The 26,088-nt window shown below is 43.8% G+C and carries 21 protein-coding genes, 1 other RNA gene and 2 riboswitches; of the genes, 10 read left to right on the top strand and 12 right to left on the bottom strand.

Translation table 11 applies throughout. The annotated features are described in order from the left end of the window. Positions 1-89: 89 nt before the first annotated feature. The 5 genes from tenA to thiD all read right to left on the bottom strand — a co-directional run bounded on the left by tenA (position 90) and on the right by thiD (position 4,129). Positions 90-752 (bottom strand): thiaminase II, encoded by a 663-nt coding sequence (gene tenA / locus ACE1OE_RS15815; protein ID WP_102471030.1) that lies wholly within the window; start codon positions 750-752, stop codon positions 90-92. Positions 753-777: 25 nt separating this feature from the next. Continuing rightward, positions 778-1,725, bottom strand: coding sequence for an ABC transporter substrate-binding protein (locus tag ACE1OE_RS15810; protein ID WP_449211612.1), 948 nt, complete (start codon positions 1,723-1,725; stop codon positions 778-780). Positions 1,726-1,744: 19 nt separating this feature from the next. After that, positions 1,745-2,491 (bottom strand): ABC transporter permease, encoded by a 747-nt coding sequence (locus tag ACE1OE_RS15805; RefSeq protein ID WP_372062721.1) that lies wholly within the window; start codon positions 2,489-2,491, stop codon positions 1,745-1,747. Positions 2,492-2,558: 67 nt separating this feature from the next. Continuing rightward, positions 2,559-3,311, bottom strand: a complete 753-nt coding sequence (locus tag ACE1OE_RS15800; protein ID WP_449211611.1) for an ABC transporter ATP-binding protein — start codon at positions 3,309-3,311, stop codon at positions 2,559-2,561. Next, complete coding sequence (gene thiD, locus ACE1OE_RS15795; protein WP_102471026.1) at positions 3,311-4,129, bottom strand: bifunctional hydroxymethylpyrimidine kinase/phosphomethylpyrimidine kinase; 819 nt, start codon at positions 4,127-4,129, stop codon at positions 3,311-3,313. Before thiD ends, ACE1OE_RS15800 begins: the two co-directional genes overlap by 1 nt. A 61-nt stretch (positions 4,130-4,190) precedes the next feature. Next, positions 4,191-4,290: riboswitch (TPP riboswitch) on the bottom strand. Between the two features lie 327 nt (positions 4,291-4,617). Between thiD and ACE1OE_RS15790 the strand changes: the two genes are divergently transcribed. After that, on the top strand, positions 4,618-7,140 hold the full coding sequence (locus tag ACE1OE_RS15790; RefSeq protein WP_449211610.1) for a glycosyl hydrolase family 18 protein: 2,523 nt from the start codon (positions 4,618-4,620) through the stop codon (positions 7,138-7,140). Between the two features lie 114 nt (positions 7,141-7,254). On the opposite strand, the gene ribB is transcribed toward ACE1OE_RS15790, so the two are convergent. Continuing rightward, entirely contained in the window at positions 7,255-7,917 is a 663-nt protein-coding gene (ribB, locus tag ACE1OE_RS15785; RefSeq protein ID WP_449211609.1) for a 3,4-dihydroxy-2-butanone-4-phosphate synthase, read from the bottom strand. A gap of 103 nt (positions 7,918-8,020) precedes the next feature. Continuing rightward, positions 8,021-8,173: riboswitch (FMN riboswitch) on the bottom strand. 259 nt (positions 8,174-8,432) lie between these two features. Further along, positions 8,433-10,586, bottom strand: a complete 2,154-nt coding sequence (locus ACE1OE_RS15780) for a bifunctional 2',3'-cyclic-nucleotide 2'-phosphodiesterase/3'-nucleotidase (RefSeq protein WP_449211608.1) — start codon at positions 10,584-10,586, stop codon at positions 8,433-8,435. 458 nt (positions 10,587-11,044) lie between these two features. Between ACE1OE_RS15780 and ACE1OE_RS15775 the strand changes: the two genes are divergently transcribed. The 6 genes from ACE1OE_RS15775 (at position 11,045) to ACE1OE_RS15750 (ending at position 16,995) form a co-directional block, all read left to right on the top strand. Continuing rightward, positions 11,045-12,109 (top strand): threonine aldolase family protein, encoded by a 1,065-nt coding sequence (locus ACE1OE_RS15775; RefSeq protein ID WP_449211607.1) that lies wholly within the window; start codon positions 11,045-11,047, stop codon positions 12,107-12,109. Positions 12,110-12,207: 98 nt separating this feature from the next. Continuing rightward, the gene (locus ACE1OE_RS15770) at positions 12,208-13,047 is read left to right on the top strand and encodes a LysR family transcriptional regulator (protein WP_449211606.1); all 840 of its coding nucleotides are present in this window, start codon (positions 12,208-12,210) and stop codon (positions 13,045-13,047) included. Between the two features lie 410 nt (positions 13,048-13,457). Beyond that, positions 13,458-15,083: a guanitoxin biosynthesis MBL fold metallo-hydrolase GntH gene (gene gntH / locus ACE1OE_RS15765; RefSeq protein ID WP_372062696.1), complete on the top strand. Its 1,626-nt coding sequence runs from the start codon at positions 13,458-13,460 to the stop codon at positions 15,081-15,083. A 129-nt stretch (positions 15,084-15,212) separates the two neighbouring features. Beyond that, positions 15,213-15,725, top strand: coding sequence for a hypothetical protein (locus ACE1OE_RS15760; protein ID WP_372062697.1), 513 nt, complete (start codon positions 15,213-15,215; stop codon positions 15,723-15,725). A gap of 103 nt (positions 15,726-15,828) precedes the next feature. Then, complete coding sequence (locus ACE1OE_RS15755) at positions 15,829-16,320, top strand: hypothetical protein (RefSeq protein WP_372062698.1); 492 nt, start codon at positions 15,829-15,831, stop codon at positions 16,318-16,320. A gap of 249 nt (positions 16,321-16,569) precedes the next feature. Further along, positions 16,570-16,995, top strand: coding sequence for a phosphate-starvation-inducible protein PsiE (locus ACE1OE_RS15750; RefSeq protein ID WP_102471119.1), 426 nt, complete (start codon positions 16,570-16,572; stop codon positions 16,993-16,995). Between the two features lie 248 nt (positions 16,996-17,243). Here ACE1OE_RS15750 and ACE1OE_RS15745 read toward each other — a convergent pair whose 3' ends face one another. Beyond that, a complete protein-coding gene (locus ACE1OE_RS15745; RefSeq protein WP_372062699.1) occupies positions 17,244-17,831 on the bottom strand; it encodes a porin family protein in 588 nt (195 codons plus the stop codon). An 849-nt stretch (positions 17,832-18,680) separates the two neighbouring features. On the opposite strand from ACE1OE_RS15745, the gene ACE1OE_RS15740 reads away from it, so the two are divergent. Further along, positions 18,681-21,377 carry a polysaccharide lyase 6 family protein gene (locus ACE1OE_RS15740; protein WP_449211605.1) on the top strand — a complete coding sequence of 899 codons (2,697 nt, stop codon included), beginning with the start codon at positions 18,681-18,683 and terminating at the stop codon, positions 21,375-21,377. Positions 21,378-21,797: 420 nt separating this feature from the next. Here ACE1OE_RS15740 and ssrA read toward each other — a convergent pair. After that, positions 21,798-22,164: a transfer-messenger RNA gene (ssrA, locus tag ACE1OE_RS15735) on the bottom strand. 68 nt (positions 22,165-22,232) lie between these two features. Next, a complete protein-coding gene (smpB, locus tag ACE1OE_RS15730; protein WP_102469622.1) occupies positions 22,233-22,718 on the bottom strand; it encodes an SsrA-binding protein SmpB in 486 nt (161 codons plus the stop codon). A 175-nt stretch (positions 22,719-22,893) separates the two neighbouring features. On the opposite strand from smpB, the gene ACE1OE_RS15725 reads away from it, so the two are divergent. Further along, positions 22,894-23,322 (top strand): SRPBCC family protein, encoded by a 429-nt coding sequence (locus ACE1OE_RS15725; protein WP_102469687.1) that lies wholly within the window; start codon positions 22,894-22,896, stop codon positions 23,320-23,322. Position 23,323: 1 nt separating this feature from the next. Further along, positions 23,324-23,626 (top strand): RnfH family protein, encoded by a 303-nt coding sequence (locus tag ACE1OE_RS15720; RefSeq protein ID WP_372062808.1) that lies wholly within the window; start codon positions 23,324-23,326, stop codon positions 23,624-23,626. Positions 23,627-23,724: 98 nt separating this feature from the next. Here the strand turns inward: ACE1OE_RS15720 and bamE are convergent, their stop codons facing one another. Next, positions 23,725-24,084: an outer membrane protein assembly factor BamE gene (bamE, locus tag ACE1OE_RS15715; RefSeq protein ID WP_372062809.1), complete on the bottom strand. Its 360-nt coding sequence runs from the start codon at positions 24,082-24,084 to the stop codon at positions 23,725-23,727. A 158-nt stretch (positions 24,085-24,242) separates the two neighbouring features. Next, positions 24,243-25,907 (bottom strand): DNA repair protein RecN, encoded by a 1,665-nt coding sequence (gene recN / locus ACE1OE_RS15710; RefSeq protein ID WP_449211604.1) that lies wholly within the window; start codon positions 25,905-25,907, stop codon positions 24,243-24,245. Between the last annotated feature and the right edge of the window lie 181 nt (positions 25,908-26,088).

The raw sequence follows: 26,088 nt of genomic DNA, 5'->3' as shown, positions 1-26,088 counted from the left end.
CATCACTTTGACTAAAAGGTGTGGTTTGTTTTCATATTGAACTGAACGGCGAGATAAAGATTGGCCTCGTTAGAGGCCAATTATATTGATTAAGCGGCGTCTAAACCTTGCTGCCAAAAGGCAATTTCCATTCGAGTCGCTGTTTTAAATACGTGTATTAATTCCTGCGCTCGCTGGCTGTTCACATCAATGTCTTCAAGGAGTGCATCCAAACGTTGAATGGACGTCTGAACGCCAGACTGGAACTCTTCGCTCGCGTACATTTCGATCCAGCTTCGATACGGGTTGCCTTCGAGTGATGTGCTTGCGTGCTTTAATCTCTCTTCGCCAATTACGGCGTAGCCAATCGAGCAAGGCGCGAGCGCAGCGTATAGGTCGACCAGTTCACCTGTCATGCCAGCGTCCAACACGTAGCGCGTATAAGCAACGGTGCCAAAATCCTCTTGCTCCGCTTCCATATCCGATTCGGTTAAGCCCCATTGGCTGCAATAGCTTACATGGTGAGCGATTTCGCTATTGAGCAGCGCTAGCACACTGGGAACGGCTTCTCTCATTTGATCCAGTGTTTTTGCTTTATAAATAGCCAGTGCATAAGCCCGCGCATATTGTTTTAAGAACAAGAAGTCTTGCTTTAAATAATGCAAATAAGCGTCTGGGTGTAGCTCCCCAGTTGCGAGTTGCTCAACAAAGCTGTGCTGTGTGTAAGCGTGCCATTCGTCTTGGCATGCTTGAATAAGGTCATTGTGATTCATGGTATTCCTACAGAAATTATGGCTATTACAGCGTCGGTACAAACGTGGCCGCTTTTGGCTGAGTTGGGATGATTTTATGCTGGTACATAAACTCAGTGAACGCGTCGTATTTGTTGATATCGACGGCTGATGGGCGTAATGCAAAACGCGTCAGGGTATCGCGCCATGCACGCTTATTGAGCTCGTTGTTTAGTGTATCGGGTGCGTAGGCAACGAATTCGTTCCAAGAATCATGAGGATGATTAACAATATACGTTGTGGCTTTCTCTATTGCGCGATTAAACTTCTTGATGGCCTCTTTGTCGTAGCTGTTCGCATTGGCGACAAATACAAGTTCCTCGTAGGTTGGCACGCCATGCTCTTCTGGGAAGAACGCTTTTGGCTTAAACCCTTCAAGTTCAAGCTGATTGGTTTCAAAGTTGCGTAGTCCGCCCCATATTGCATCTACTTGTCCAGACGCGAGAGACGATGACAATGCCCAACCAACATTGATGATCTTCACATCTTCAAATGCGACACCCTCTGATTTCAGCATAGTGCCGATGGTGGCTTCCTCGTTTCCTGCGATGGCAATACCAATCTTTTTGCCTTTTAAGTCAGCTAGGTTATTGATCTTGCCGTTGTCGATAACCATCATGGTGTTCAACGGTGTGGCAATTAGCGTTGCGCTGCGAATTAATGGCAGACCCGCTGCGACATCAATGGTAAGACTCGTTTGATAAGAAACGGCCATGTCTACCTTACCTGCGGCGACAAGCTTCGCTGGGGTACTAGGGTCCGCAGGTTCTTGGATATTAATCTTAAGCCCTTGCTCTTGAAAGTAGCCTTTTTCTTTTGCAATAACGATAGGGCCATGGTTTGGATTAACAAACCAATCGAGCATTAGCGTCAATTCTTTGTCTGCCGCTTGCGCGGGCAAAGTGGCAGCGAGCGCTATCAAAGCGGCAATGCCTTTTTTGAAGATAGGGGTCATGACTTTTCCTTTTTGATTATTATTTACTTTCCCAAGGGATGATGTGTTTTAGCAGCCTGTCGGTGATGAAGTACAAAGACACAGAAAGGCTGGCGAGAATAAATAGTGCCGCAAACATCTCATCGATGAGCATGCGCGCGTTAGTTTGTAGCATGAGATAACCTAGGCCCTCACTTGAGCCTACCCACTCACCGGCAACGGCGCCAATGGGAGCAATCACGACAGCGACTCGAATACCAGAAGCGAGCACAGGCAGTGACGCAGGTAAGCGAACATGCCAAAGTTGTTGCCAACGACTGGCACCCATCGTTTGAGCAAGGTCGAGGTAGCCAGTGGGGGTATTGCGAAGTCCGTCGTAACAACAGGTTGTTACTGGGAAGAAGATAATCAACGCCGCCATGACCACTTTAGAAGCGATACCATAGCCAAGCCAAAGCATTAAAATGGGGGCGAGGGCAAAAACGGGAATCGCTTGGCTAGCAATGAGAATAGGTAACAGCCAGCGTTTTAAAGGTTGAAATAACAGCATCTGTAAGGCAAAAAATAACCCCATGCTTAGCCCTAACAACAGGCCAAGTAAGATCTCTTGCGCGGTTACCCAAGTATGTTTAAGTAACACCTCGTGACGACTGACGAGTTTACTCGCGACACTTTCTGGTGAGGGTAAAATAAAGCTAGGCATATTGAATGCGACTACGATGATTTTCCATAACCCTATAATTACAATCGCACTGATCAACATTCGAGTGACTGCGTTTATGCCCACTCTTTCATTGTCGGAGTGATGCGCAGAATGTGGCGAGTGATGTCTTTCTTTCGAAGGCTGGGCTAATTTAGTCAGAAGTGTCATCTGCTCCCTCCAAACGCTTTAAAATCTGTTGTTGAAGAGCGGCAAACTGTGCGTCAATCTCTCTAGGTACCGCTGTCGTCGGGGCAGTAATGGGGAATAGCGCAGCGGGCTTGCCATTCATGACCAAAATCTGATGACCGAGACGAAGCGCTTCTTGTGGATCATGGGTAATCAGCAGTACGGTTTTTTCCGCTAGGAGTGAGGCCGCTAAATTTTGCAACTTGTAACGTGTGACTGCATCCAGCGCAGAGAAAGGCTCATCCATTAACACGATGGGCTTATCTTGCATAAGTGTTCTGGCTAGTGCGACCCTCTGCTTTTGTCCGCCAGATAAGGCGGTGGTCTTGTCATAAGCCTTGTCTTTCAATCCGACACTAGCCAATAAAAACAAGGCGCGTTCGGTAATCTCAGGGGTGACATTGACTCCCCGTAACCTTGATGCCAAACACACATTGTCGATGACACTCAACCAAGGCATCAATAAATCTTGTTGTGCCATGTACGCAATTTGATGGTGAATACCAGCCTGAGATGATGATGTCAGTTGCCCGGTAAATGTGACTTGGTCTTTGAGTAATCCAGCCACGTAACGCAGCAAGGTACTCTTTCCGCACCCGCTAGGCCCAAGGACAGCGGTGCAGCTTCCTGATCCCAAGGTCATGTTTAGGTTGGAAAATATCGGTTGCTCATCCCCTAGATAGGTCAGGGATGCATTGCACAGCGTAATATCTATCATTACTTCAGCATATAAAAGTGGTTAACTGGGCCGTGTCCCTTGCCAATTGAAAGGGTATCAGCGTGAGAAATAGCCTGTGTGATGTAATGCTTCCCTGACTGGACGGCGTCGTGAAGCGTTTCACCTTGCGCAAGAAATGATGCGATGGCCGAGCTTAATGTACACCCAGTGCCATGCGTGTTGTTGGTGTGAATTCGCGTGGTCTCAAGGCGGGTGACGTCGTTAGCTGTGATCAACAAATCTGTGCTGGTGGATTCTGATTCTAAGTGGCCACCCTTCAACAAAATTGCTGGGGTTTGGAGTGTTCTGAGTCCATCAATCATCTGATCCATTTCTTCTTCAGATTGCGGAATAGCACAATCAAGTAACGCAGCACCTTCCGGTAAATTGGGTGTGATGACAGTGGCGAGTGGTAATAGCTCGGTTTTTAGTGCGTCGATGGCAGAAGTGGCTAGTAGGAGGTCCCCACTGGTTGCAACCATCACGGGGTCGAGCACAACGTACTGAGGTTGATACTGTTTAAGCTTCTTAGCAACAGATCGAATAATGGCAGTATCCGCTAACATACCTATTTTGACGGCGACCACGTTGAGGTCTGAGAAAACGGCATCTAATTGCGCCTCAATAAAGTCAGGCTCAATACCAAGTATTCCCGAGACACCTTGTGTGTTTTGTGCGGTGAGTGCAGTAATAACAGAGCAGGCGTAACTGCCCGTGGCGGAAATAGCTTTGATATCGGCTTGAATACCTGCGCCACCACCAGAGTCAGATCCAGCAATAGTGAGAACAATAGGGGTAGAAGTTGAAAGGCTTGCCATGAGAGTGCTCCTCGCCGACGTAGGAGCGAGCGCATAGCCTGGAGCACAATAGGCTACCGGTAAGCTATGTCGATCAGTTCCCTACGTCAGTGTTAACTGAATCAGGTTCAACGGGTCTCACCTATGGTGATCTCAGCAGTAATGCTCCCCGACTAATGAGAAAACATATTGTTATACAAGCGCCCAATTTTTTCCAGCGTTAAAAACAAACTCTGAATGATGAAGCGTTAAATTGACATGGATTATGGGTGGTGTGGGCGTTTGTTCTGTTTTTTGGTTATTTTTCCCATCATTACGTTACAAATTATTTGTGCAGAAGATTAAACGGTTTGTGAAAACATGTGCTTCAAGATTCCTTTTTATGAGCGATCACTCGAAGAGCTGTTTAATTTTTAATCGTTAATTATTATCAAGTTCTAATACTGTTCTCGATGCCAATAAGAATTTTTTGGCAGGATTTAATTTTTCAGGGAATAGAGAATATACCAATGAACAGAATTGTATTGGGTGCTTCGCTCCTAACGCTCGCGATGAGTAATGCCTCTTGGGCAGCACCAGCTACACCAGCTATTGACGCTTATGGCTCCAATAATTTGCAGTTTTCGAAAGTACAACTGGCGATGGAAACCACCGCTGGGTATAGCCAGATGGTTCAATATCAAGATGCCGCGGATATTACTATCAAGTTTAATCAATGGAGCGGAACACCAGGAGACACATATCACGTCTATTTTGATGGGAGCAAGGTGGCGACGGGGCCCATCACCGGGAGTCAAACTGCTGCGATTTTCACTTATGCAAAAGGCGGGCGGTATCAAGTTCAGGTAGAAGCTTGTGATGCCAGTGGCTGTGCTAAAAGTAGCTCGATGGAGTTAGTTGTCGCCGATACGGACGGGTCCCATCTGCCACCTTTGGTGATGAATGTGGATCCCAATAACAAGTCCTTTGATACTGACCCCAATACAGTGGTAGGGACCTATTTTGTTGAATGGGGTATTTATGGCCGAGATTTCACGGTTGATAATATTCCTGTTGATAACCTGACGCATATTATCTACGGCTTCATTCCAATTTGTGGGCCGAATGAGTCGGTAAAATCAGTTGGTGGTAACAGCTTTAATGCCCTGCAAACCGCTTGCCAAGGCATGGACGATTATGAGGTCGTGATTCATGATCCTTGGGCCGCTTATCAAAAAAGTTTTTCTCAAGCAGGGCATGAATACAGTTCGCCAATTAAAGGTAATTACGCGATGTTGATGGCGCTTAAACAGCGAAATCCGGATCTGAAAATATTGCCTTCCATCGGTGGTTGGACTCTGTCTGATCCATTCTATAGCTTTACGGACAAAGCGAACCGAGATGTATTTGTGGCCTCAGTTAAACAATTCCTCACCACTTGGAAGTTTTATGACGGTGTCGATATTGACTGGGAATATCCGGGTGGTGACGGTGCAGTGCCGGATCTTGGCGATCCAAGTAAGGATGGCGCAGCATACGCGGTGTTGATGCAAGAGCTGAGAGCCATGCTTGATCAGCTATCAGCAGAAACAGGCCGAACCTATGAATTGACATCAGCAGTTGGTGTGGGTTTTGATAAAATTCAAGATGTTGACTACGCTCAGGCCGTTCCTTTTATGGATTATATCTTTGCGATGACGTATGACTTTTACGGCGGCTGGAACAATGTTCCCGGGCATCAGGCTGGGTTATATTGCGGCAGTTTCATGAGGGTAGGTCAGTGTGATGGCAGTGGCGTTGATGCCGAAGGCGTGCCGTACAAAGGCCCTGCCTATACTGCTGACAATGGTATAGAACTGTTGCTCTCAAAAGGGGTTCCGGCTAACAAACTGGTTTTAGGCGCGGCAATGTATGGGCGTGGCTGGGAAGGTGTTATGCCTAGTACATTAACCGACCCTACCGATCCAATGACGGGTACCGCGAGTGGAAAATTGAAAGGCTCCACAGCACAAGGTGTATGGGAAGATGGCGTTATCGATTATAAAGGCATTAAATCCTTCATGCTTGGCGATGGTCATACCGGGATTAACGGCTATGAATATGGCTACGATGCCTTAGCAGAGGCGGCCTATGTTTGGAATCAAACGACGGGCGCGTTGATTACTTTTGATGATAACCGCTCAGTAAAAGCAAAAGGCGCATACGCTCGCAGCTTAGGTCTTGCAGGGTTATTTTCATGGGAAATTGATGCCGATAATGGCGATATTTTAAATGCAATGCATGAGGGCCTGGCTGGTGGTACGCCGAGTAACCGTCCTCCTAAAGCGAATGCAGGTGTTGATCAATACGTTGAGGGCCCAATGGTTCTCTCGCTTAGTGGCGCAGCGTCAAGCGATAGCGATGGCAATATAGTGAGTTACGCCTGGACTCAAAGCGCGGGGTCGCCGTTAGTTTTAGTGGATAAGAACACGGTTACTCTACAAGTGAATATTGGGGAAGTGACAGAGAACAACAAATATGAATTTGTCCTTACTGTGACCGATAACGAAGGGGCGACTCATTCCGATACGGTCGTCGTCAATGTTGCACCTAACAATACCAAGCCAACGAATACGCCGCCTGTCGCGAGAATAACAGGACCAACTAGCGCCGTGGCTAATGAGGTTGTCTTGTTGGATGCATCGAGCTCGACGGATATCGATAACGATGTTCTGACTTATATTTGGCAATCACCAGCAGGACTGAGTGTGAAGACGCAAGGAGACATACTGAGTTTTAACGCGCCAAGTTTGCCGGAGAGCACGGATTATCAATTTATTGTGACGGTCAGCGATGGCTCACTTAATTCAGTGATGAGTCATACCGTAACGGTCGCCGCAGATACTGGCGGTGTGGTGTGCGAAAATACATGGCAAGCCGATTCGGTTTATACCGGTGGTGAGCAAGTGATATATAAAGGTAATACTTACCAAGCCAAGTGGTGGACACAAGGTGAAGACCCGCAGACAACGGGAGAGTGGGGGGTATGGAAAAACCTAGGGAATTGTTTGTAATACAGACCCGTGTGCAAGCCTCAATATTGACTATTTAAAATGTGAGATGAGCCTTAGTCACAAGGAATAAAAGGGAAGCGCTGGCTTCCCTTTTTTCAAATCAATTAATCGGTATTACGCGGATTTTTCGGTGAGAGCGATGCGGTATTGAACCATATCTTCAATCGTCAACACTGGCATATTGTGGTGTTTACCGAATGCCACAATTTCTGGGGCTTTTGCCATTGTGCCATCAGGGTTGGTGACTTCACATAGTACGCCAAATGGTGATAGGCCGGCCATTTGCATCAGATCTATTGTGCCTTCTGTGTGCCCACGGCGAGTTAAAACACCGCCCTGACGTGCTCGTAGTGGGAAGACATGACCGGGTCTTGCAAGATCTTCTGGTCTTGCTTGTTGCGCGCAAGCCGTTTTGATGGTTGTGACTCTATCGGCGGCGGATACGCCAGTTGTAACGCCGACTTTTGCTTCGATTGAGACGGTAAAAGCCGTTTGATTGGCGCTATTATTGTTCACGACCATTGGAGGAAGTTCCAGTTGCTCTGCTTGCTCATCGTTGATGCACAAGCAAACAATGCCACTGCCTTCTCGTATCATTAACGCCATTTGTTGATCGGTTAAGTGATCCACTGAGCAAATAATATCGCCTTCGTTCTCGCGATCTTCATCATCGAGTAGCAATACACCGCGGCCTTCACGAAGTGCAGCGAGAGCAATCTCTACGCGTTCCATCGGTGTGCCGAATTCTGAAAGTAGTGAGGTTTGGTTCTGATTCATGGTAAGACTCCGAAATAAAATACCAGAATCAGGGCATAAGTAATGGGGACCACGTTTGATCCAAGAGATGTCGGAACGCTCCCTCGTTAAAAGGAAGTGCTCTAATTATCCTCTCCCATCCGGACTATGACCGTCGGCTCTGGATTCACACCAGATCTGCTGACCTTAAATCACAAGAGTGAGATAAGCGCTCGCGGGCTAACCAAAAATCTGGCTTACCGCCGGTGGGGAATTGCGCCCCGCCCTGAGAATAAAATAGGTGTCAAAAATTGACAGTAAAGATGGTAGCGTTTTTTGCTCTTAATGGAAAGTATTAGGGAGGAGGTTAGTGATGCTAATGTATATCAAGGCATCACTACGCTAACACGCCATTGACCCAAGGACGTGGTTTTGATTGGCCTGCGTATCGTACCGTCATAGTAATGCTATCTATAAAAAGTACCTGCATAAGCAGGTACTTTATTACCGTTAATGGTTACCGGTTTGTTGCCTACATTCAGTAAGTGATGAAGGCGTTAGTCAAAGGAGTAGAGATAGACAGAATAGCCATGTTTATCACCCATGCTACCCGTATCTTCCGTCCAAGTAACATTGTCTAATGTGGTTGAGTACTCTTGCCCTGCAGGACCGGATAAGAATTGAACTTTGATGCCTGCAGGCCCTGCTAGTTCATAGTTATTCATGTTCTCAAAGCGAACTAACGGAACATCACCGCCAAGCGCTTCAGCAAGTTCTTGCAGATATTGGCTGACGAGCTCTCGATTTGAGTATGCTGCATCTTCAAGAACTAGTGTTGCGTTACCTACGCCAGGTATGTTTGTATTTGTAGCGCGGTAGTTATTTGTTACGACATAAAATATTTGCTCATCGTCTACGTCGGTACCGTCGTAAGTTAAATTGGAGATTCGATTGACACCGTCGTTTGGAATTGCTTGATTATTGTCGTCATATATTAGGCCACCAGTATCATTTACTTTGTATCCTGGCTCTACACCAACATCGATAGTGTAACTCATTTCAATGCTTTCTCCGGCAGCATTCCAACCGCCATAAAATGCATCAAAGTTGTAACTATCAAATTCGTTAAATAGAAGATCATCATTATCAGTGGCGACCGTTCGGTATTGCTGAGACGCAATGGCTTCTAACCACTTTTTGACATCCGCTGCCGTGAGCTTAAGAACCGCAGGTGTGTTGTTGTCAAAGTTGTATAGGTCGGCAACACTGGCGTTAGTGAGTACGTCACCATCAATATTTGTGTAGTTGTGATTACCGTCACGGCCTCCTTTAAATGGTGCAGAAACTGAAATCAGAATTGCTTCTTCTTCCATGGCTAGATTGCCTTCGGCAACTTGTTTGACACCCCAATTAAATTGAGCTTCATTTACGATTTGAATTGAAAGATCAGGTTCAACAGCAGAGAAGAAACTATTGATTGATTGCTCGATAGCAACAATTGGCTCTTCCATATAACTGACAGTATTATCATGATCGGCTTTGACTACTGAAACAATATCGTCAGCAACCAAGTCTGGGTTTTCAGGTAAGCCTCTTAGCTGAGCTGAACTTTCAGGATAATTAACAACCCATGAGTCGCCGCTGTTACTGGTTTGAATGACAAGATCAATAACACCGACTTTATCGCCTAATGAGCCTGGCATCACAGCAGGTTTACCAAAGATAGTTCCCTTAGGTCCATTAACACCGTCCATCCCATCATAAGTACCGGCATCGGTTGGGAAGTTATTGTGATCATGGCCAAACATAATGGCGTCAATACCATCAATTTGTGCAAGCTCCCAAGTTGCGTTGTCTTGGAATGGAGTGGCATTGTCACTGTTTGATAGGCCACTATGTGGAACCGCAACAATGATGTCAGCCCCATCTTCTAGCATTCTAGGCACATAATATTCAGCGGTGGTTTTTATATCTGACACCAAGACTTCACACTCTAAATGTGATTTGTCCCATCCCATGATGCCAGGAGGGGTAAAGCCGATAACGCCAACTTTTACCGTGTAGGATTCACCGTTTCTTGCTTTGAATGTTCTATCAAGGATTTCGTATGGGGCAACTGTGTTAAATGCTGATTCCGCAAAATCATAAAAATCCTTGTGTTCAATACGTGGCGAACAAGTGTTCTCGAATGTACCGTACGTGCCAGCAACGGATTCATCATATTTCCAAACATTTGAAACGACGTAAGGAAACTCGGCACCTTCAATAGAGTGTTCCATAAACGCTATGCCGTAGTTAAATTCATGATTACCAATATTAGCTGCGTCGTAATCTAGAAGGTTCATTGCCTTATAAACGGGATGGCGACCATGTTTCTCAAAATAATCTAAACCGAGGTTAGCAACGTAATCTGCCATTGGGCTACCTTGAATAAGGTCACCATTATCAAAGAGCATACTATTATCTACTTCATCACGAGCATCACGAATAATAACGGCGGCACGAGCTAAACTTAGGTTACTATCGGTCTTATTATCGAAGTAATTAAAAGGCATCATTGTGCCATGCAGATCTGTTGTTTCCATAAGACGTAAGTCGATGGTTGCATTTCGATCTCTGACTATATCTTGGTTATCTTCGCTGCCGCAACCCGTCATGGCTGCTGCTACAGAGAGTGCTAACAGGGCTTTATACCCCAATGCTATTTTCATTTTCCTTTCACCTAAATTATTGAATCACTCGAATCCGCGTCAATGTAGATGTCTTACGTGAAGTTTTTATTACACTTTTGTTGGGGGAGATTACTTATTGTCAGTGAAGGGTTCATTGAACTTATATAGGATGGTGATGTAATCAATTACATTATTTATTTTCTTTTTTTTGATTTATTTTGCTGATATATCGGCCTGTTTTTTATTTTATTTATTTGATATGTGCTGGTTCGTATTAATATAGATGTGCTGTTTATAAATTTATGTTTCGATAATGTATATATATCCTCTTCGTAATAAATTAAGTTATTCGAATAAATAAGGCCGGATTAAATACGAGTGAGTGAAAGCGCATTTAAGGGGGTTATGAAGCATGATGATAAACGAAGACACTGCTTTACTCATTGGTCACTAGATGAGATTGTTGGGTAATTGCTAGCGTTTAAAAGGAACAATACATGCAGGATAAGTGTCGCGTAGTGCTACCCGGTAACCATGAACAAAGCCCGGCCGATATGTTTGCTGGTATGGCTGCATGGTGTAAAGACAACCATGTTACTCACGATAGATACGGTGAGGGAGAACTTATTCAATCATTTGAGCAAAAGGTTGCGACGTTGCTTGGGTTTGAGTCGGGGCTTTTCGTGATCACCGGCACCATGACACAACCGACCGCCTTGCAAATAGCTTGTGAAGAACGACGCTGCCATAACGTTGCAATGCACCCATCAAGTCATATCTATATTCATGAGAATCAGGGTTATCAGTTACAAAATCGCTTTAATGTATTGACCGTCGGTAAGCCTTTTCAACCATGGACTGTGGATTCCATTGCCCAGATTCCCGACGAAATTGGCGCTGTACTTTATGAGCTGCCAATGCGAGAGATTGGAGGACAACTTCCGAGCTTTGAAGCGCTAGAAGCAATCAAACACCATTGTAATCAGTCTAATATTCATTTGCATATGGATGGCGCTCGCCTCTGGGAAACCTCTGCATTCTTTGGCAAAGCCTATGATGAAATCGCACATGGTTTTAACTCTGCCTACGTTTCTCTTTACAAAGGTATCGGTGGTCTAGGTGGAGCAATGTTGGTGGGAGATAAGGAATTTATCGATAAAGCGAGCGTATGGATGCATAGGCAAGGTGGCAGCGTTTACCACCGTACGCCTTATATTGTTGCGGCTGCCATGCAGTTTGAGCAACGACTCAAGCTTATGCCTGCTCTGTTTGAAAGAACGAAACAGGTTTATCAGATACTGAAAGAATTTCCGCTGTTGACGCCAAATCCAGAGAAACCACAAGCCAATATGTTACATATCCATCTTCCGGTTGGTTATGATCGGGCAGTGGAACTCCGTGACACGCTTGCAAAAGAAAAGAGTGTATGGATGGGTAATCCACAGCGAGGGCAATTGCCACAACAAAGTTATATTGAGTGGTATGTTGGTGACCGATTACTGAGCATGTCGGATGAGGATCTGCGACAGTATTTAACGTTACTGAGTAAAGGTTGCGTTTAAATCATTGCTGTTTTGTGCCCAATTCAGGTTGGGCTCTGAGATAATAAATAAGTACTGTACTGTGCCTAACAATTAGATTGAGTTAAGGGGAAAATATTTTGGATCTTAATCTACTAACGACATTTTTCGCCGTATATAAGCAGCGATCAATTACGCTTGCCGCCGACCAATTAGACTTAACTCAGCCAGCGGTCAGTGCTGCCATCAGGCGCTTAGAAGCTGTGATAGGGAAGGCACTTTTTGTTCGGGACGGCAGGGGCATTGTTCCCACCAGTACGGCGGTGCAACTGGCGACCAGAATAGAAGACCCATTAAGTATTATCGATAATGTAGACAAGCATACTTACGATCTCAAAGTGTATTGTACCGAGAGTTTGATTCATTTCATTACCGGTGTTGATGGCATCAAGCTGAGCGAAGCTCCGCTTGATGAAAGTGAACTGTTTGATGCACTCGTCACGCAAAAGATCGATATTGTAATTGATGTTGTGTCTAGCAAGAAACATTCGTTATTAGAAGAAGCATTGTTTGAAGAAGAAGCGGTCTGCCTTACCCGAATTGATCACCCTCGTATCGGCGAGACCCTGACTCAAGAAGCGTACTATCAGGAACAACATATCGCGTTAAAGCTTAAGCGCGGAGATATGAATACGGTAGAATTTTTGTCACAAGGTGAGCAAAAACCCCGTAACGTAAAAATTGAAACCAGTTCGATTTCTAGTATGTTGATACTGGCGAGTACAACTGATTATATCGCCTCTTCAACCCGCTCATTTGCAGAACAATGGGCTCCTAAATTAGGCTTACGGATTCATCCCATTCCCCTTAGCTTGAGCAAGTTCAAGTTTCGAATGCTCTACCATAAGCGGTACGTTAATGATAACCATCACCGTAAAATCAGAGAGGATTTGATCAACGCTTTCGCTAGGCGCACATAAAGATCATCAAGATGAACGGTGGCTCGATGTCGATGACGAACTATTTTGGCAGCGTCGAGCTACTAAGTAGGCGTCGTACGCACATTGTCTAACGCATGATTCCTAGAGACTCTAATGAGGTCAAAATCTTGACCAACAAGTGGCTAAGTGCTCTTAATATTTAGTCACTTAGCGACCCTTCCTTCTATCGCATTATGATTTATCCCTTTCTATTTTTTGCCAATACAGAGAGCGTTTTAGCTGCTCGCCATTATTTTTAAATCACGATAATGGACATTTATATATAAATGCTGCTTATATATTGACGCCTGTTAGCTATATTTATCTGTTTTTTGTTTATGAGTAAACTCTTTGCATCGGAGTGAGGAAGGAACTTCATTCATACACATACTCAACCGATAGGTGGCACGATGAGAACCTTTGCAAAACTATCCTTAGCATCAACGGCGATGTTCATCACGACGACGGCATTTGCTGCTGACCCTATGATGGAATACAACACAAAGAAAACTCAATCAGATATTGAAAACCTTCAAAAATTTGAATATCACGAAGGGGATACGCTAGATGAATATCTAGAAGGTCAACCCAAAGGCAAGCTTTACTCCTCTGAAGAAGATGTACTTTCAGTGCTCATGGGTGGGGTTAATAATGGTGAATATCGAACTAAAACCGACTCAGGCTGGAAGGAAGGCTTAATGTTTGAGGGCATCGCTCCTTATGGTGATCATATGGTGTCAGGTGCTAACTGGTTCCCTCGTACTGAAGAGGTGCAGCCAGATGAAATGCGAGTGACGTTTATGGGGACTTCTCCAATGATTCGTCCCGGGCAAGCGAACACGTCCATCTATGTAGAATTAGGTAATGGGTCAAATTTTGTCTTTGATTTGGGTGAAGCTTCGATTGCAAACTATGTCGCGGCAGGGGTAGCGCTTAATGAATTAGACCATATATTTATTACTCATTTGCATGTTGATCACTATGGATCCCTGCCTTACTTGTATCAGTTCGGTGGGTGGAACGGACGTTGGGAAAAACCGCTGAATATTTATGGTCCAAGTGGTGCAACCCCGGAATATGGCACTCGCCATATGATTGAAGGTATGCAACAAATGTTGAACTGGCATACCGATGCATTTGATGTCTTCCCAGCAGGAAACGATATTGTTGTTCATGAGTTTGATTTTCGTGATGACGGTGGCGTCATTTACGACCAAGACAATGTACAAGTCATCCATTGGCGTCGCAGCCATGCCAAAGATGGTGCTTCAGGTTATCGTCTAAATTGGACCCAGGATGATGGTCGAGTGCTGTCATTCGTGTGGACTGGTGATGGTCGCCCAACCGAGCTAGATCTTAAATATGCTAAGGGTGCAGATTTGTTTATTACCGAGCTTCAAACGGAAACCTTTGGCGTCTCTTCGATCATCCAAGGAGTCCCCCCATTCCTAGCGCGTTATACCGTCGATACTCATCATACACCAGCGTATGCCGCAGGATATGTTGCCAATGAGGTCCAGCCTCGATTGTTCATGACCACTCACATGACATTCGACCCTTATTTGAATGAAGAAACGGTTGCAGAAGTTCGTCATCATTGGAAAGGACCTTATCACTTTGGAGCGCCTGATGGCATCGTAGTCAACATGACCAAGGATAATGCTTGGGTACGTGAAGGGATCTTACCGGATTTCCCTAACGCGAGAGCCCCACAATTTGATTTAGCTGATGGCTCTGAATTCCGTATTCCGATGCCTAAAAATAGCCGTGAGGATATTCAAGAGCAGGAGATCCGTGACCTAGAGCTTGATCCGAAGCTTTATTACCCTGAGGGCTACATGCCAGAACTAATGACGGAGTGGCCAGTTGACAGTGACATTGTGATACCTGCAGAGCAAGTACCTGATGCAATGAGAAAAGGCATGAACACGAAACAAGAATACGTGGATAGAGTGCGCGAGCATCATAACTTAGAGCGCAAGTCAGTGACTCGTCCAACGGAACCCGGAGAAGGCTCAGGAACCGATAAAGAATAGGGCGACATAGAATGAAAAGGGGAGCGTTTTGACGCCCCCTTCAGCTTAAGGAAAACACATTCCATTAATACGTTAATCGGTCTTTGTTTTCATCACTTGATGTAAGTGACTCAATATTTGGAGTACAACATGAAAAAATCCATTATCACAGTAGTTATTCTCACCATCGTTTCTGGTTCAGCGTTTGCTGCTGGACAATCAAATGCTCATGACTACCGACCTGGTGCAACCAATAACCAAGAACGCCTTGCCGCTATAGACCCAAACTACGAGCTGACACTGCCTTCCGAAAAAGAGGGCTATACCATGTATGACAATCAATACATGTCTGACGGCGGCACTTATACGACCTATGTGAAGCCAAATCCAACAGATGAGCTTCATGTCGCCGATAAAGGGTCTTTAAAAATCACCCATGGCCAAGGCGGCAGCATCATGACGGACTACACAACAAAAAATGGAACCAATGCATTTTCAGTGATGTGTGGGTATACCTCTGGGCCTTCTTTTTGGGCGGATGGTAAACCAGCGAATGTTTGTAAAGATGCTCAGGCGCTGGCGGTGAGTTTGGAAGCTGAAGGGAAATGGGAGGTTAACCCAATGGTTTATACCGTAGCACCCCCGAGTATTGTGGTTAACTAACTCTATTGGCATGTTTGATTAGTGAAATGAATAAGGAAATTTATTGACTATGTTGACTCAAATTTCTTTGATTAAATCACATTAGATGTGGAGACCGTATCCTATGAATCACGTTTTAAAATTACTTACCCTTGCATGTCTACTTGTTACGCCGACGATGGCAGTAGCGGAAGGACATAACCACAGTCACAATCATTTTAGTCCAGCACTAGAGCGACTAGGTGACGACATTATCGGTTTGACGGTTTGTTATAGAAATGGCTATCTATCCGATGAGGATCAAGAGCCTGCTTTTACCAATTTAATCAACCAAGCTAATGCAACCGGTGAAGAATTAGGTATGTTCTACATGGATAAGCTAGGGCCTAAAGCGGAAACGATTATGGGTGATGACAATGCACGAGCGTTATGGAGCCAAGATTTTTGTTCAGATTTAACGACCACTTACTTAGATGCGGATGAGTTAGCGAAATCTAAAAATCATCAACATGACCATACACACGCTCATGAACACCATAACCACGACCATGCTGACCTATCGGCAGATATCGTTCAGCAGGATATAGAACGAGGACGCTTACTCAGCATTAATTAACTCTTTGTCCAAATACGAATGAGCTTGAAAGGGGAGAGGGTTTGGACTTCTCCTTTTTTATGAGCATGGTGTAGAGCCTTATTGGACACGCATTCAAAATGTGTGGGGCTTTTATCTAAAGGCATGATGGGCTGTGGATCGTGTCTAGTGTTTATGGAAGGTAATAGAAAGGCGATGACGGGAGATTGCGCGATTAACGCTGATGCATGCTAATCTAGAATATAGATTAATCATTTTTGAAGAACGTTTATGCCATCCCACTTACCGAAATCCTTTAGTAAGCCTTTTTTGAAGGTTTTTTACGTGCTTGAGGCCGTGTTGTTAGTTGCCATTACGCTCGCAACACTGTTTGCCATGATGGAGGAATTCATGCACGTTTTCACTGAACGCCGAGTTCAGTTGACCGATATCCTTCTCATGTTTATCTATTTAGAAGTGTTGGCCATGGTTCAGCAATTTGTAATGAACGGGAAGATTCCGGTTCGTTATCCTATCTATATCGCCATGATGGCGATAGCTCGGTATATCACTCTAGGCATGAAAGAGTTGGATGCAGTGCTAATCGTTTGGCTATCTGTTGCTGCCTTTATACTCGCGGCCGCGACGTTATTGATTCGAGTCGGGCACCATTACTGGCCTTATGTAGATATCAGAACTAAGCGGCCAGATGAGTAAAGACTGATTGAGTAAACCTAGTTATTTTAACTAGGTTTTTATCCAATATCGCTCAATATATCATTTAAATCTGGCTACTCTATTGAAGAAGCAGCCAGATCATATGATGTTAGAAGTTCAAGTATTTTTTAATAAATCATCTTTGAGCGCTTATGTATTAATTGCTATTAAGCACCCCTACCAATAAATATTATTTGCTACTAGATCGTTAAATCACTAAAGATTATTAGCTTCATTCACTATAATATTTAGAATCGGTACTGAACACCAAGGTTAAAACCACTGTGTGTTGCCGTAAAATCAACATCACTGTCAAGATCTATCTTCACGGCACGATAGCCAATTGTTGCTACCATGTTTGGTTGAAATCTATAGCCTAATTCAGCACCATATTGCCAGCCGGTATCAGTAGAGGTATCAGATTCATTGCCAGTACCGGTATAAACTGTTGCTTCGGTGCGATATTGACCTATACCCGCTAATAGACCAACATAAATTGGGCTATTCTTAATATGGAACTTTGGTCTTAAATTAAATGATAGCCCTTGCCCAGACACCTTCAGAATAGTCTGTCCACCTTCTTTATATTTACCTTCTCCTAACCAGCGGTATTCAGCTTCAAACCCAATGGTTACGTTAGGAGCCAATGCTATATCGTAGCCAGCATTAATATTGACAGGAAAATTGTCAATATCTGCATCGGCAGACGTTCCTTGTACTTCAAGCTCTACCGAATTTAAGACACCTAATTCAATACCAGCGTATGCACCTTCGAGACTTTCTTGAGCAAAAGAATAGGTTGGTAATAACGCCAATAATAATACCGTTTTTTTCATTGTTACATCCTTGATAGTTTATAGACCTAAGTAGCGGTCGCTTTATTTTTATAGATTAATCACCACTGCTATCATTAAAATGCAAGTGCATTATGTAGCATATCACATGAACTATACTACTATCAGATATGAAGTAAATAGAAAACTAACCAAACCTGGTTTAATAATACTTAGATGTTAATGGTACTAACTAAATTCACATAAAAACCATTAGATAATTAACGCAATAATCCATATGGAAATTTTTACTTTAGGACATTGAGATACTCACTCTAAGTCGCCACCGTTTTTATGGTGCAGTGGTTAACTTAATCGTTGTCGTGTTGTTGAATGTTACCAAAAACAATGATTCAAATTTATTGGGCGTCAGAAATTTATTCTATTGTTGAGGTGTAATCTGACAATAATATTGAATTATGTATCAGATTTGTGTAAATCGATGAAACTGAGTCAATAACCCACGACTGTGAGTTTTATCGTAATGCCACCTTAGCAACTACATCACAATAATAAAGGCAATTAGTACTACAGAGTTATATTGAATTGATCGGCTCATTTAAAAATCAGAAGTTGAATGATGACGTTGTTTAGTATTGATTGCCGACGGCTATTGCCAAAAAACCGCGACTTAGATCATCGATAGACTATTTGGTCTGTCGGTAACCTAAAGCTTCAGCGGCATCGTCACCTAAAAGGGGTGTGATCCTAGATTTGAATCACAGATTCACGGTGTAAGCCTGTCAATGTGTTTCACACCTCAAGTAATTGTGTTGAGAGTCACAGAACAAACGCCTTATTTATCACATTGTATTACAAAAATACAAGATGATATGTTTGCATGGAGAGTATATGAAGTTGGGTAAGCTTAGTTTTTTGATCATCGCAACATTACTTGCAGGTTGTAATAGCGATTCTAATACTACCGGAGACAGCACTACGGGCGGTACGCCTCCTGTAGATCCCAAGCTTCCTGGTGAAGTGACTGAAGGTGAAAGTCATGATGTCATCGCCGATATTCTTCCTGCCGCCATTTTATCCGTTCCGGATGTTATTTGTAGCGAGGTATTCACCTCAACTTCTGCGTTAGAAAGCGCGGTATCAAAAGAGATGCAGGCAGGCACTACGTTTTGCTTGGCTGACGGGACTTATAACGATCTTGAGATTACCTTTGGTGGGGTTGGTACCGAAGACAATGTCATTAAAGTCGCCGCCCAAAATTCAGGGAAAGTGGAAATAATAGGTTCGGCAAAAATTATTATGGGTGGCAGTTACGTTCAGCTGCAAGGGTTTGTTTTCAATGGAGCATCAAGCTCAAGTAGCAATTTGATCAGCACTCGTTTTGGTACCGGTGACCTTTGTCACCATTGCCGAATTACTGAAATAGCTGTTATCGATGTGGATGCTGATCAAGGTATTAGTTCAGATGATTCGACTTCGGGAGAGTGGATTCATATTTACGGGAAAAACAATTGGCTAGATCATAGTATCTTGAGCGGTAAAACCACCGCATCCCCCATGATTTCATTTAACCGCTGGGTAGATAGCAGCTGGGATGAAGCGACTAAGGTCGCGGAACTAGCACAAGGTATCATTGTTTATAATAACTACATCGCGAACCGAGCGCCTGCCAAGGGGCAAATGTATGCACAAAGTAGCGATAACAACTATGAGGCAATACGAACAGGGTTAAGTGATACGCATCATTATGATGGTGATTCATTCATTGTCGGTAATCTTTTTGAGAATATTCAAGGTGAAGCTGAGGTTGTGTCGAACAAAGGCACAAACAATACGATTAGCTTCAATACGATTCGTAACAGTTATGGTTCGGTTACTACTCGACATGGTGGCGGTGCGACTATTAGTAATAACTTTTTCTTTGGAGAAGACTACCCGTTAGCTGGCGGAATACGTCTAGTTGATGGTGATCATACGGTAACCAATAACTACATAGAAGGGGCTCGCTACAAAGATACCACGCATCATGGCGGCATAGTGATGATGGGATCTGATGGTGCGGGTGATGGTGACAATGGGTACCAAGAATTCTCAAATGTTCATATTGCGCATAATACTATCGTCGATAGCGTAAACAGCCTCAATATCGACGGTGGTGGAAAGTCATCAGCCCCTAAACAAGCTTTCCTCGCTAATAATCTAATAGACCTTGCTATTGGCCCGGTATTGACTCAGTCAGAGCGCGGCTTCGATTCTTCTTCACAGATCACTGGCAATATTATCTACGGGCAGGCCTTTGCAGATAGTGATAGCTTGCGGGTTGGTGAGCCTGGGTTTGAATTTATCTCAGCAGCATTAGAAAAAGACCAGTCCGGAGTTTATCGTCTATCGAATGATTCGCCTAATCTCGATGCCGTCAATGATTATGAGAAAGGAGAGTTTGAAGCGGTTTATATTGACCTAGATGGTCAAGTTCGCAGTGAAACAACCCTTGTAGGGGCGGATGAGCCATTTGCTAGTGAAGCGATTTATGTACCATTAAATTACGAGAATGTTGGACCGGTAAACTATACGTTACCCAAGCCGGTGGCTATCATGATTGAATCCCCATTAAATAATGCCTCATTTGATGAAGGTTTAGAGGGATGGTCATATCAAAACGCTCAGTTAATCGAAGGTAGTGACGCATTTTCTCGCAACAGCAGTATTATGGTTGGTGCGAATAGTGAATTGTCACAAGCAGTGACGTTAGCGCCCAATACTCGCTATAACGTGTCTGCGTTTGTTAAAGGCGCTTATCGTATCGCAGTCGGTGATGGCGTTACGTTAGAAGGACAAGCAAAAGCAGATGAATATACATGGGTAAATAAAGAGTTTGTTTCCGGTAGTAGTGGTGTCGCTGAACTGGTTTTAGGTTTGCCAAAAAGTGTCCAGCTATTTGCTAATGTAGCCGACCCTCAATTAGGGCTTTGGCGACAAGATTCAGGAAGCAGTGATGTTTGGACTACATATGAAGGTAGCAGCAGTGGTAATGGCGATGTAGGAAGTTCAGGAGACAGTGCGTTTAATGATTCTGAAGGAGAAAATGGTTCTGCGAGAATTCGTTATAAATCCAGTGAATTATCTCATGATTTTGAATCAAAACCGGGGCTCAGTCAGGTTGTCAGTGGTTTACCTCTGCATACGGATATGACGGCATCAGTTTATTATTGCGATAGTAAAGGTGACGATTCAATTAGCACATTACATTTTGGATTACGCCAACCAAATGAAGGAACGATTGCTGCAGATAGACGTGCGCATGTCAGTGAACTTGATGATGCCGACGTGGGCAGCGTAAAAAGCTGTTTTCGTAGGGTTACATTAGACTTCAATACTGGTGACAATGACACGCTTGAATTATTTGCTCTGATGGAAGTAAATACCGATGAGTATACCAACGACCAACTGATGGCACACAATCAGTACACGGACAACGGTTTTGAAGTACGAGTAGATGAATTTGCAATAAGCTATTCTGGTGAACCAAGTGATGAACTTGTGGGATATTTAGATGAAATCAGACTTGTTAAACGTGTAGAGCGTTAAGTTAAAACTCAGTCTTCATATAACGTTAGATTCTATGCAGCTGCCTTTATTTTGGCAGCCGCAGCCCTGTTTATTCGGGTGGGGCACCATTAACTGTCCGTATGTGGGACTCAGAAATAAGCAGCAAGATCAGTAAAGGGCAATGAGATAAGTTGTTGCCGTATATATGGAAAAACGTTACTACCAAGCGGTAGTGCAAACGGCGGCTTGTTGAGTTTTTTGTTTTTGCTCTTCAAATCGATGTTTAAACAGAGGACTGTGGATGGCGGGGATTTGAAACCGGAACGACTAGATTCCAGTTCTACTAAGGGTTAGATGGCGAATGTTTTAGTACCTACGTTCAGTACAAAACGACTAAAACTAGATGTATAAATACAAAAAGGGCGATAACTCAAAGAGTTACCGCCCTTTCCAAACGTTTGGTGGAGCTGGCGGGAGTTGAACCCGCGTCCAAAAATCATTCATCATTGGTACTACATGCTTAGTCGATCTTTAATTTCACCAAGTACCTGCGAACCGACACGCTAGTAAATGACTATCCTGAATTAAATTTCGAACTTCATCTCTCAGGCGGGAGAATCCGATCTAGCTAGTTTGGGTTTGACTCTTTGTTATTCCCCGTCTTACAAGCGGAAGCTAGGGCAAAGAGGCTCTCAGCAGGTTATTAAGCTGCTAGTGCGTAGTTTTCGTCGTTTGCGACTATTTTTTTGCGGCTTTTAACGTGGCCAACCGCCCCACGGCATGCACCTCAGACTTCAAAATTCCTGTCGAATCCTAAATCAGCCCCAAGTGTTATTTTTCATAGTACCAGAAAAGCTAAGCCTGTCTAGTAGCTGAAAGTTCAAGTGGTTAAGATTAGCGCAAATTACTCTTCATAACTCGTGCTTTGTCTCTTGCCCAGTCTTTTTCTTTTAAATCTTCGCGTTTATCGTGCAGCTTTTTACCTTTAGCCACACCAACTTTGAGTTTTGCCCAAGAGCGAGACCAATACAAAGAAAGCGCGATGAGTGTCATACCTTCACGATTGACACGACCGATAAGGTTATCGAGCTCTTTGCGGCGCATAAGCAGTTTGCGCACACGTGTGGGTTCGGCCACTATATGAGTAGACGCTTGATTTAGCGGGAGAATAGACATGCCACTGATGTAGGCTTCGCCATCGCGTACAAAAACGTAGCTTTCGACGATGTTAGCTTTGCCCTGACGAAGTGATTTGACTTCCCAGCCCTGTAGCTCAATACCAGCTTCGATATCATCTTCAATGTGATATTCGTGGCGAGCCTTTTTGTTTTGCGCGATAGTGTTACTACCCGCTTTATTTTTTGAGTTCTTTTTTACCATAGTGGCGCCATTATAAGGTGAGTCTGGAGTTTTAGGAAAGGCTTTTGTTTCCGCTCTATGAATTTACCACGACTCGCCAGTGCTTTGATATATTTGTCTTGAATGAGTTGGGAGCTTGAGCTGAATCATGGATATCAGTAGAATTGAACCTAGCCTTTTATTACGAGATGTATTTATGCCACAAGTGAAGCGTTCAGCGTTAGTGATGTTCAGTGCTGACCAAATGTTCAACTTGGTCAATGATGTTGCCAGTTATCAAGAGTTCTTACCAGGGTGCTCCGGCTCTCGAGTGCTTGAATCATCGGGTGTTGGCATGGTGGCATCGGTTGATGTATCGAAAGCGGGCATTAGTAAGACGTTTACAACGGCGAATACTTTGGTTCAAGGCAGCGAGATATTGATGGAACTGGTTGATGGCCCTTTTAAGGCGCTAAAAGGAGTTTGGTCGTTTATTCCTTTGGATGATCAAGCATGCAAGGTTGAACTTAAACTCGATTTTGAATTTTCTAGTAAGATGATCGAGCTTGCATTCGGTAAAATATTCCATGATGTCACCAGTAATATGGTGAATGCTTTCACCAAGCGTGCGAAAGAGGTGTATTGAAATGAATGCTGAACAGCCATTGATCCACGTTGAAGTGGTGTATGCATTACCTCAAGAGCAACGTGTTTTTACTATCGTGGTCAATCATGAATTAACGGTAGAAGAGATTATCGAAAAGTCAGGGGTATTAGCGGTCTACCCTGAGATTGACTTAAAGATGAATAAAGTGGGTGTTTTTAGTCGCAATGTAAAACTAGATGCAACCGTGAGAGATAAAGATAGAATTGAGATCTATCGCCCTTTGCTTGCTGATCCTAAAGAAATTAGACGTAAACGTGCGGAGCAAGCTAAAGCGGGTAAGTAACTTGTCATTTATGCCGTTATAAGAGTGCGAGGAAAAGCCTCAAGTATGACAATGTTAAATAATAAAAAAGCTCGCGATGCGAGCTTTTTTATTTGGATTTAGTTCAGGCTTTCGAAAAACTGATCACTCGCTTCGTAATCACCAGAAATCGTCGTTAATGTGCCGGTGGCGTCGAAGTCGACGACAAGATTTCGTTGTACTGGGTCATTGTGGCCCTTCGTCGCATGGTAGACGTAATACCAAGTATTAGGGTAACCATTTTCGATAAGCATCGGTGACCCAAGAACAAAGCGAACCTGTTCTCTTGTCATACCAAAACGTAATTGTTCAACCGCATTTTGTTCGACAAAATTACCTTGGTTGATATCAATACGATAAACGATTTTCTCTATTACTGAACAACCCGTCAGTAACGTTAGGGCGAGTGGTATTGCTGCCAACCACTTTTTTAATTGCATAGCGTCAATTTACAACTTTGATTTTTTAAACTTAACCGATAATAAACAAGGATGAGGCAGATGTAAAAACATGTCTGCTTCATAATGTAAAAAGAACACTGATTTATGAGTCAGATTACAATCCTTGCTGAAATCTATTGGTTTAGGGAACTTAACGTCTAAGCTGCAATCAATAACTCTTTTGCATTCGCTAGGGTAGACTCTGTAATTTGGCTTCCACCCAATAAGCGAGCGAGTTCGCTTATGCGCTCTTGTTCACTTAGCGCATTTATACTCGTTTCAGTTTTATTGCCTTTGGTTGTTTTGGTGACAAATAATTGATGATGACCATGACCAGCGACTTGAGGTAAGTGAGTGACACACAGTACCTGCGTGGATTCGCCAAGCTTTCTCAACATTTGTCCGACTACGGCCGCTGTTGGTCCACTGATGCCCACATCAACCTCATCAAAAATGAGGCTAGGGGTATCGACTTTCTGAGCCGTAATAACTTGAATAGCCAAGGAAATTCGTGATAACTCACCACCAGATGCTACTTTTGCGATAGGCTGCATGGGTTGGCCAGGGTTGGTTGATACCAAGAAGACCACCGAGTCCATTCCGGTCGGAGATGGATGTTCAGATTGAAACGTCACATCAATAGCAAATTTAGCTTTATCCATACTGAGCTCGTGCATGCTTTGTGAGATGAGTTTGTTCAGCTCTTTAGCGTAACGGCCACGTGACTTACTGAGCTTTTCACAAACCCGGGTGTATTTTTCGTAAAGAGCAGCGACTTCTTCTTCCTTAACTGACATGGTTTCTTCAGAACAATCTAGCTGTTCTATTTGAGTCAGTAAGCTTTGATGGTGCTGGTAAAGTTCATCTGGAAGCACATGATGTTTACGAGCAAGCGACATGATTTTTGAAAAGCGTGATTCCACATAAGCCATTCGCCCAGGATCCACATCGACTTTATCAAGGTAATCACGTAGCTCTGCATTCACTTCTTCAATTTGGATCATGGCTTCTTCTAGCATCGCTGGTAAAGGTGCAAGCGCAGTATCTAGCTCTGAGAGTTGAATGAGCTTGCTGCTGGCGCTTTGCAGTAACGCTAGTGCATTGACGTCATCACCTTCGTAAATAATATCAATGGCTTGTTGGCATGAAGTCGCAAGCTCTCCACTGTTGGCTAAGCGTTTGTGTTCTTGCTCAAGTTCTGGAAATTCTTGTTCCTCAATAGCGAGCTCATTGAGTTCCTTAATTTGATATTCAAGTAACTGCAACTGAGCTTGGTTATTGGCGCTGTTTTCTTTGAGTTTACGCAACGCAATATCGGCGCTTCGCCAAGTTTGGTAACTATTACGGACTTGCTTTTGTAAGGTGGTATGACCGGAATATTGGTCCAGTAATGAAAGTTGATAGTCGCTTTTCATCAGTTGATGGTGGGCGTGTTGCCCGTGAATGTTGATCAGCGTTTGTCCCAAAGATTTGAGTTGGGATAATGGCACTGGGCTACCATTAATGAAGGCTCGAGAGCGACCTTCTTTGGTAATGCTTCGTCGCAAGATACATTCACTACCATCATAGAGATCGTTGTCTTCTAACCATCTGGTGGCGTGGATATTATCATCAATCATGAAGGCGGCGGTGACTTCGGTTTTATCTTCACCAATTCTTACCGCACCAGCGTCAGACCGCCCACCGAGACAAAGGCTGAGAGCGTCAATCGCGATGGATTTACCCGCCCCCGTTTCTCCAGTGATGGTTGTCATCCCTGTACTGAGTTCTAACTGCAGAGATTTTACAATAGCAAAATTATTAACACTTAGATGAGACAGCATTTTCGTTACCTGTTTAAATCAACATTACTGTATATAAGGTCAGTATATACTGTTTCTTTATACAGTAAAGTTGTTCGATGGTTTTTTATGAGATTTAGTGCACGGATATCAGCAAGAAAGTAGATGAAGAGAGTGACAAAGCAGCGACAAAATAAGGAGGGAAAGTGGTATTCAATAGCGT

This window comes from Vibrio sp. E150_011 (assembly GCF_053544015.1).
Note: the sequence above shows the minus strand (reverse complement) of the source record. Positions and strands in the feature narration are given on the sequence as shown.

Excerpts from the sequence above, each read along its gene's own strand:
- tenA (WP_102471030.1), bottom strand. The coding sequence starts at position 752 with ATGAATCACAATGACCTTATTCAAGCATGCCAAGACGAATGGCACGCT.
- ACE1OE_RS15725 (WP_102469687.1), top strand. The coding sequence starts at position 22,894 with ATGCCACAAGTGAAGCGTTCAGCGTTAGTGATGTTCAGTGCTGACCAA.
- ACE1OE_RS15755 (WP_372062698.1), top strand. The coding sequence starts at position 15,829 with ATGAATCACGTTTTAAAATTACTTACCCTTGCATGTCTACTTGTTACG.
- ACE1OE_RS15780 (WP_449211608.1), bottom strand. The coding sequence starts at position 10,586 with ATGAAAATAGCATTGGGGTATAAAGCCCTGTTAGCACTCTCTGTAGCA.
- recN (WP_449211604.1), bottom strand. The coding sequence starts at position 25,907 with ATGCTGTCTCATCTAAGTGTTAATAATTTTGCTATTGTAAAATCTCTG.
- thiD (WP_102471026.1), bottom strand. The coding sequence starts at position 4,129 with ATGGCAAGCCTTTCAACTTCTACCCCTATTGTTCTCACTATTGCTGGA.
- ACE1OE_RS15800 (WP_449211611.1), bottom strand. The coding sequence starts at position 3,311 with ATGATAGATATTACGCTGTGCAATGCATCCCTGACCTATCTAGGGGAT.
- ACE1OE_RS15810 (WP_449211612.1), bottom strand. The coding sequence starts at position 1,725 with ATGACCCCTATCTTCAAAAAAGGCATTGCCGCTTTGATAGCGCTCGCT.
- smpB (WP_102469622.1), bottom strand. The coding sequence starts at position 22,718 with ATGGTAAAAAAGAACTCAAAAAATAAAGCGGGTAGTAACACTATCGCG.
- ACE1OE_RS15790 (WP_449211610.1), top strand. The coding sequence starts at position 4,618 with ATGAACAGAATTGTATTGGGTGCTTCGCTCCTAACGCTCGCGATGAGT.
- bamE (WP_372062809.1), bottom strand. The coding sequence starts at position 24,084 with ATGCAATTAAAAAAGTGGTTGGCAGCAATACCACTCGCCCTAACGTTA.
- ACE1OE_RS15740 (WP_449211605.1), top strand. The coding sequence starts at position 18,681 with ATGAAGTTGGGTAAGCTTAGTTTTTTGATCATCGCAACATTACTTGCA.
- gntH (WP_372062696.1), top strand. The coding sequence starts at position 13,458 with ATGAGAACCTTTGCAAAACTATCCTTAGCATCAACGGCGATGTTCATC.
- ACE1OE_RS15750 (WP_102471119.1), top strand. The coding sequence starts at position 16,570 with ATGCCATCCCACTTACCGAAATCCTTTAGTAAGCCTTTTTTGAAGGTT.
- ACE1OE_RS15745 (WP_372062699.1), bottom strand. The coding sequence starts at position 17,831 with ATGAAAAAAACGGTATTATTATTGGCGTTATTACCAACCTATTCTTTT.
- ribB (WP_449211609.1), bottom strand. The coding sequence starts at position 7,917 with ATGAATCAGAACCAAACCTCACTACTTTCAGAATTCGGCACACCGATG.
- ACE1OE_RS15720 (WP_372062808.1), top strand. The coding sequence starts at position 23,324 with ATGAATGCTGAACAGCCATTGATCCACGTTGAAGTGGTGTATGCATTA.
- ACE1OE_RS15775 (WP_449211607.1), top strand. The coding sequence starts at position 11,045 with ATGCAGGATAAGTGTCGCGTAGTGCTACCCGGTAACCATGAACAAAGC.
- ACE1OE_RS15760 (WP_372062697.1), top strand. The coding sequence starts at position 15,213 with ATGAAAAAATCCATTATCACAGTAGTTATTCTCACCATCGTTTCTGGT.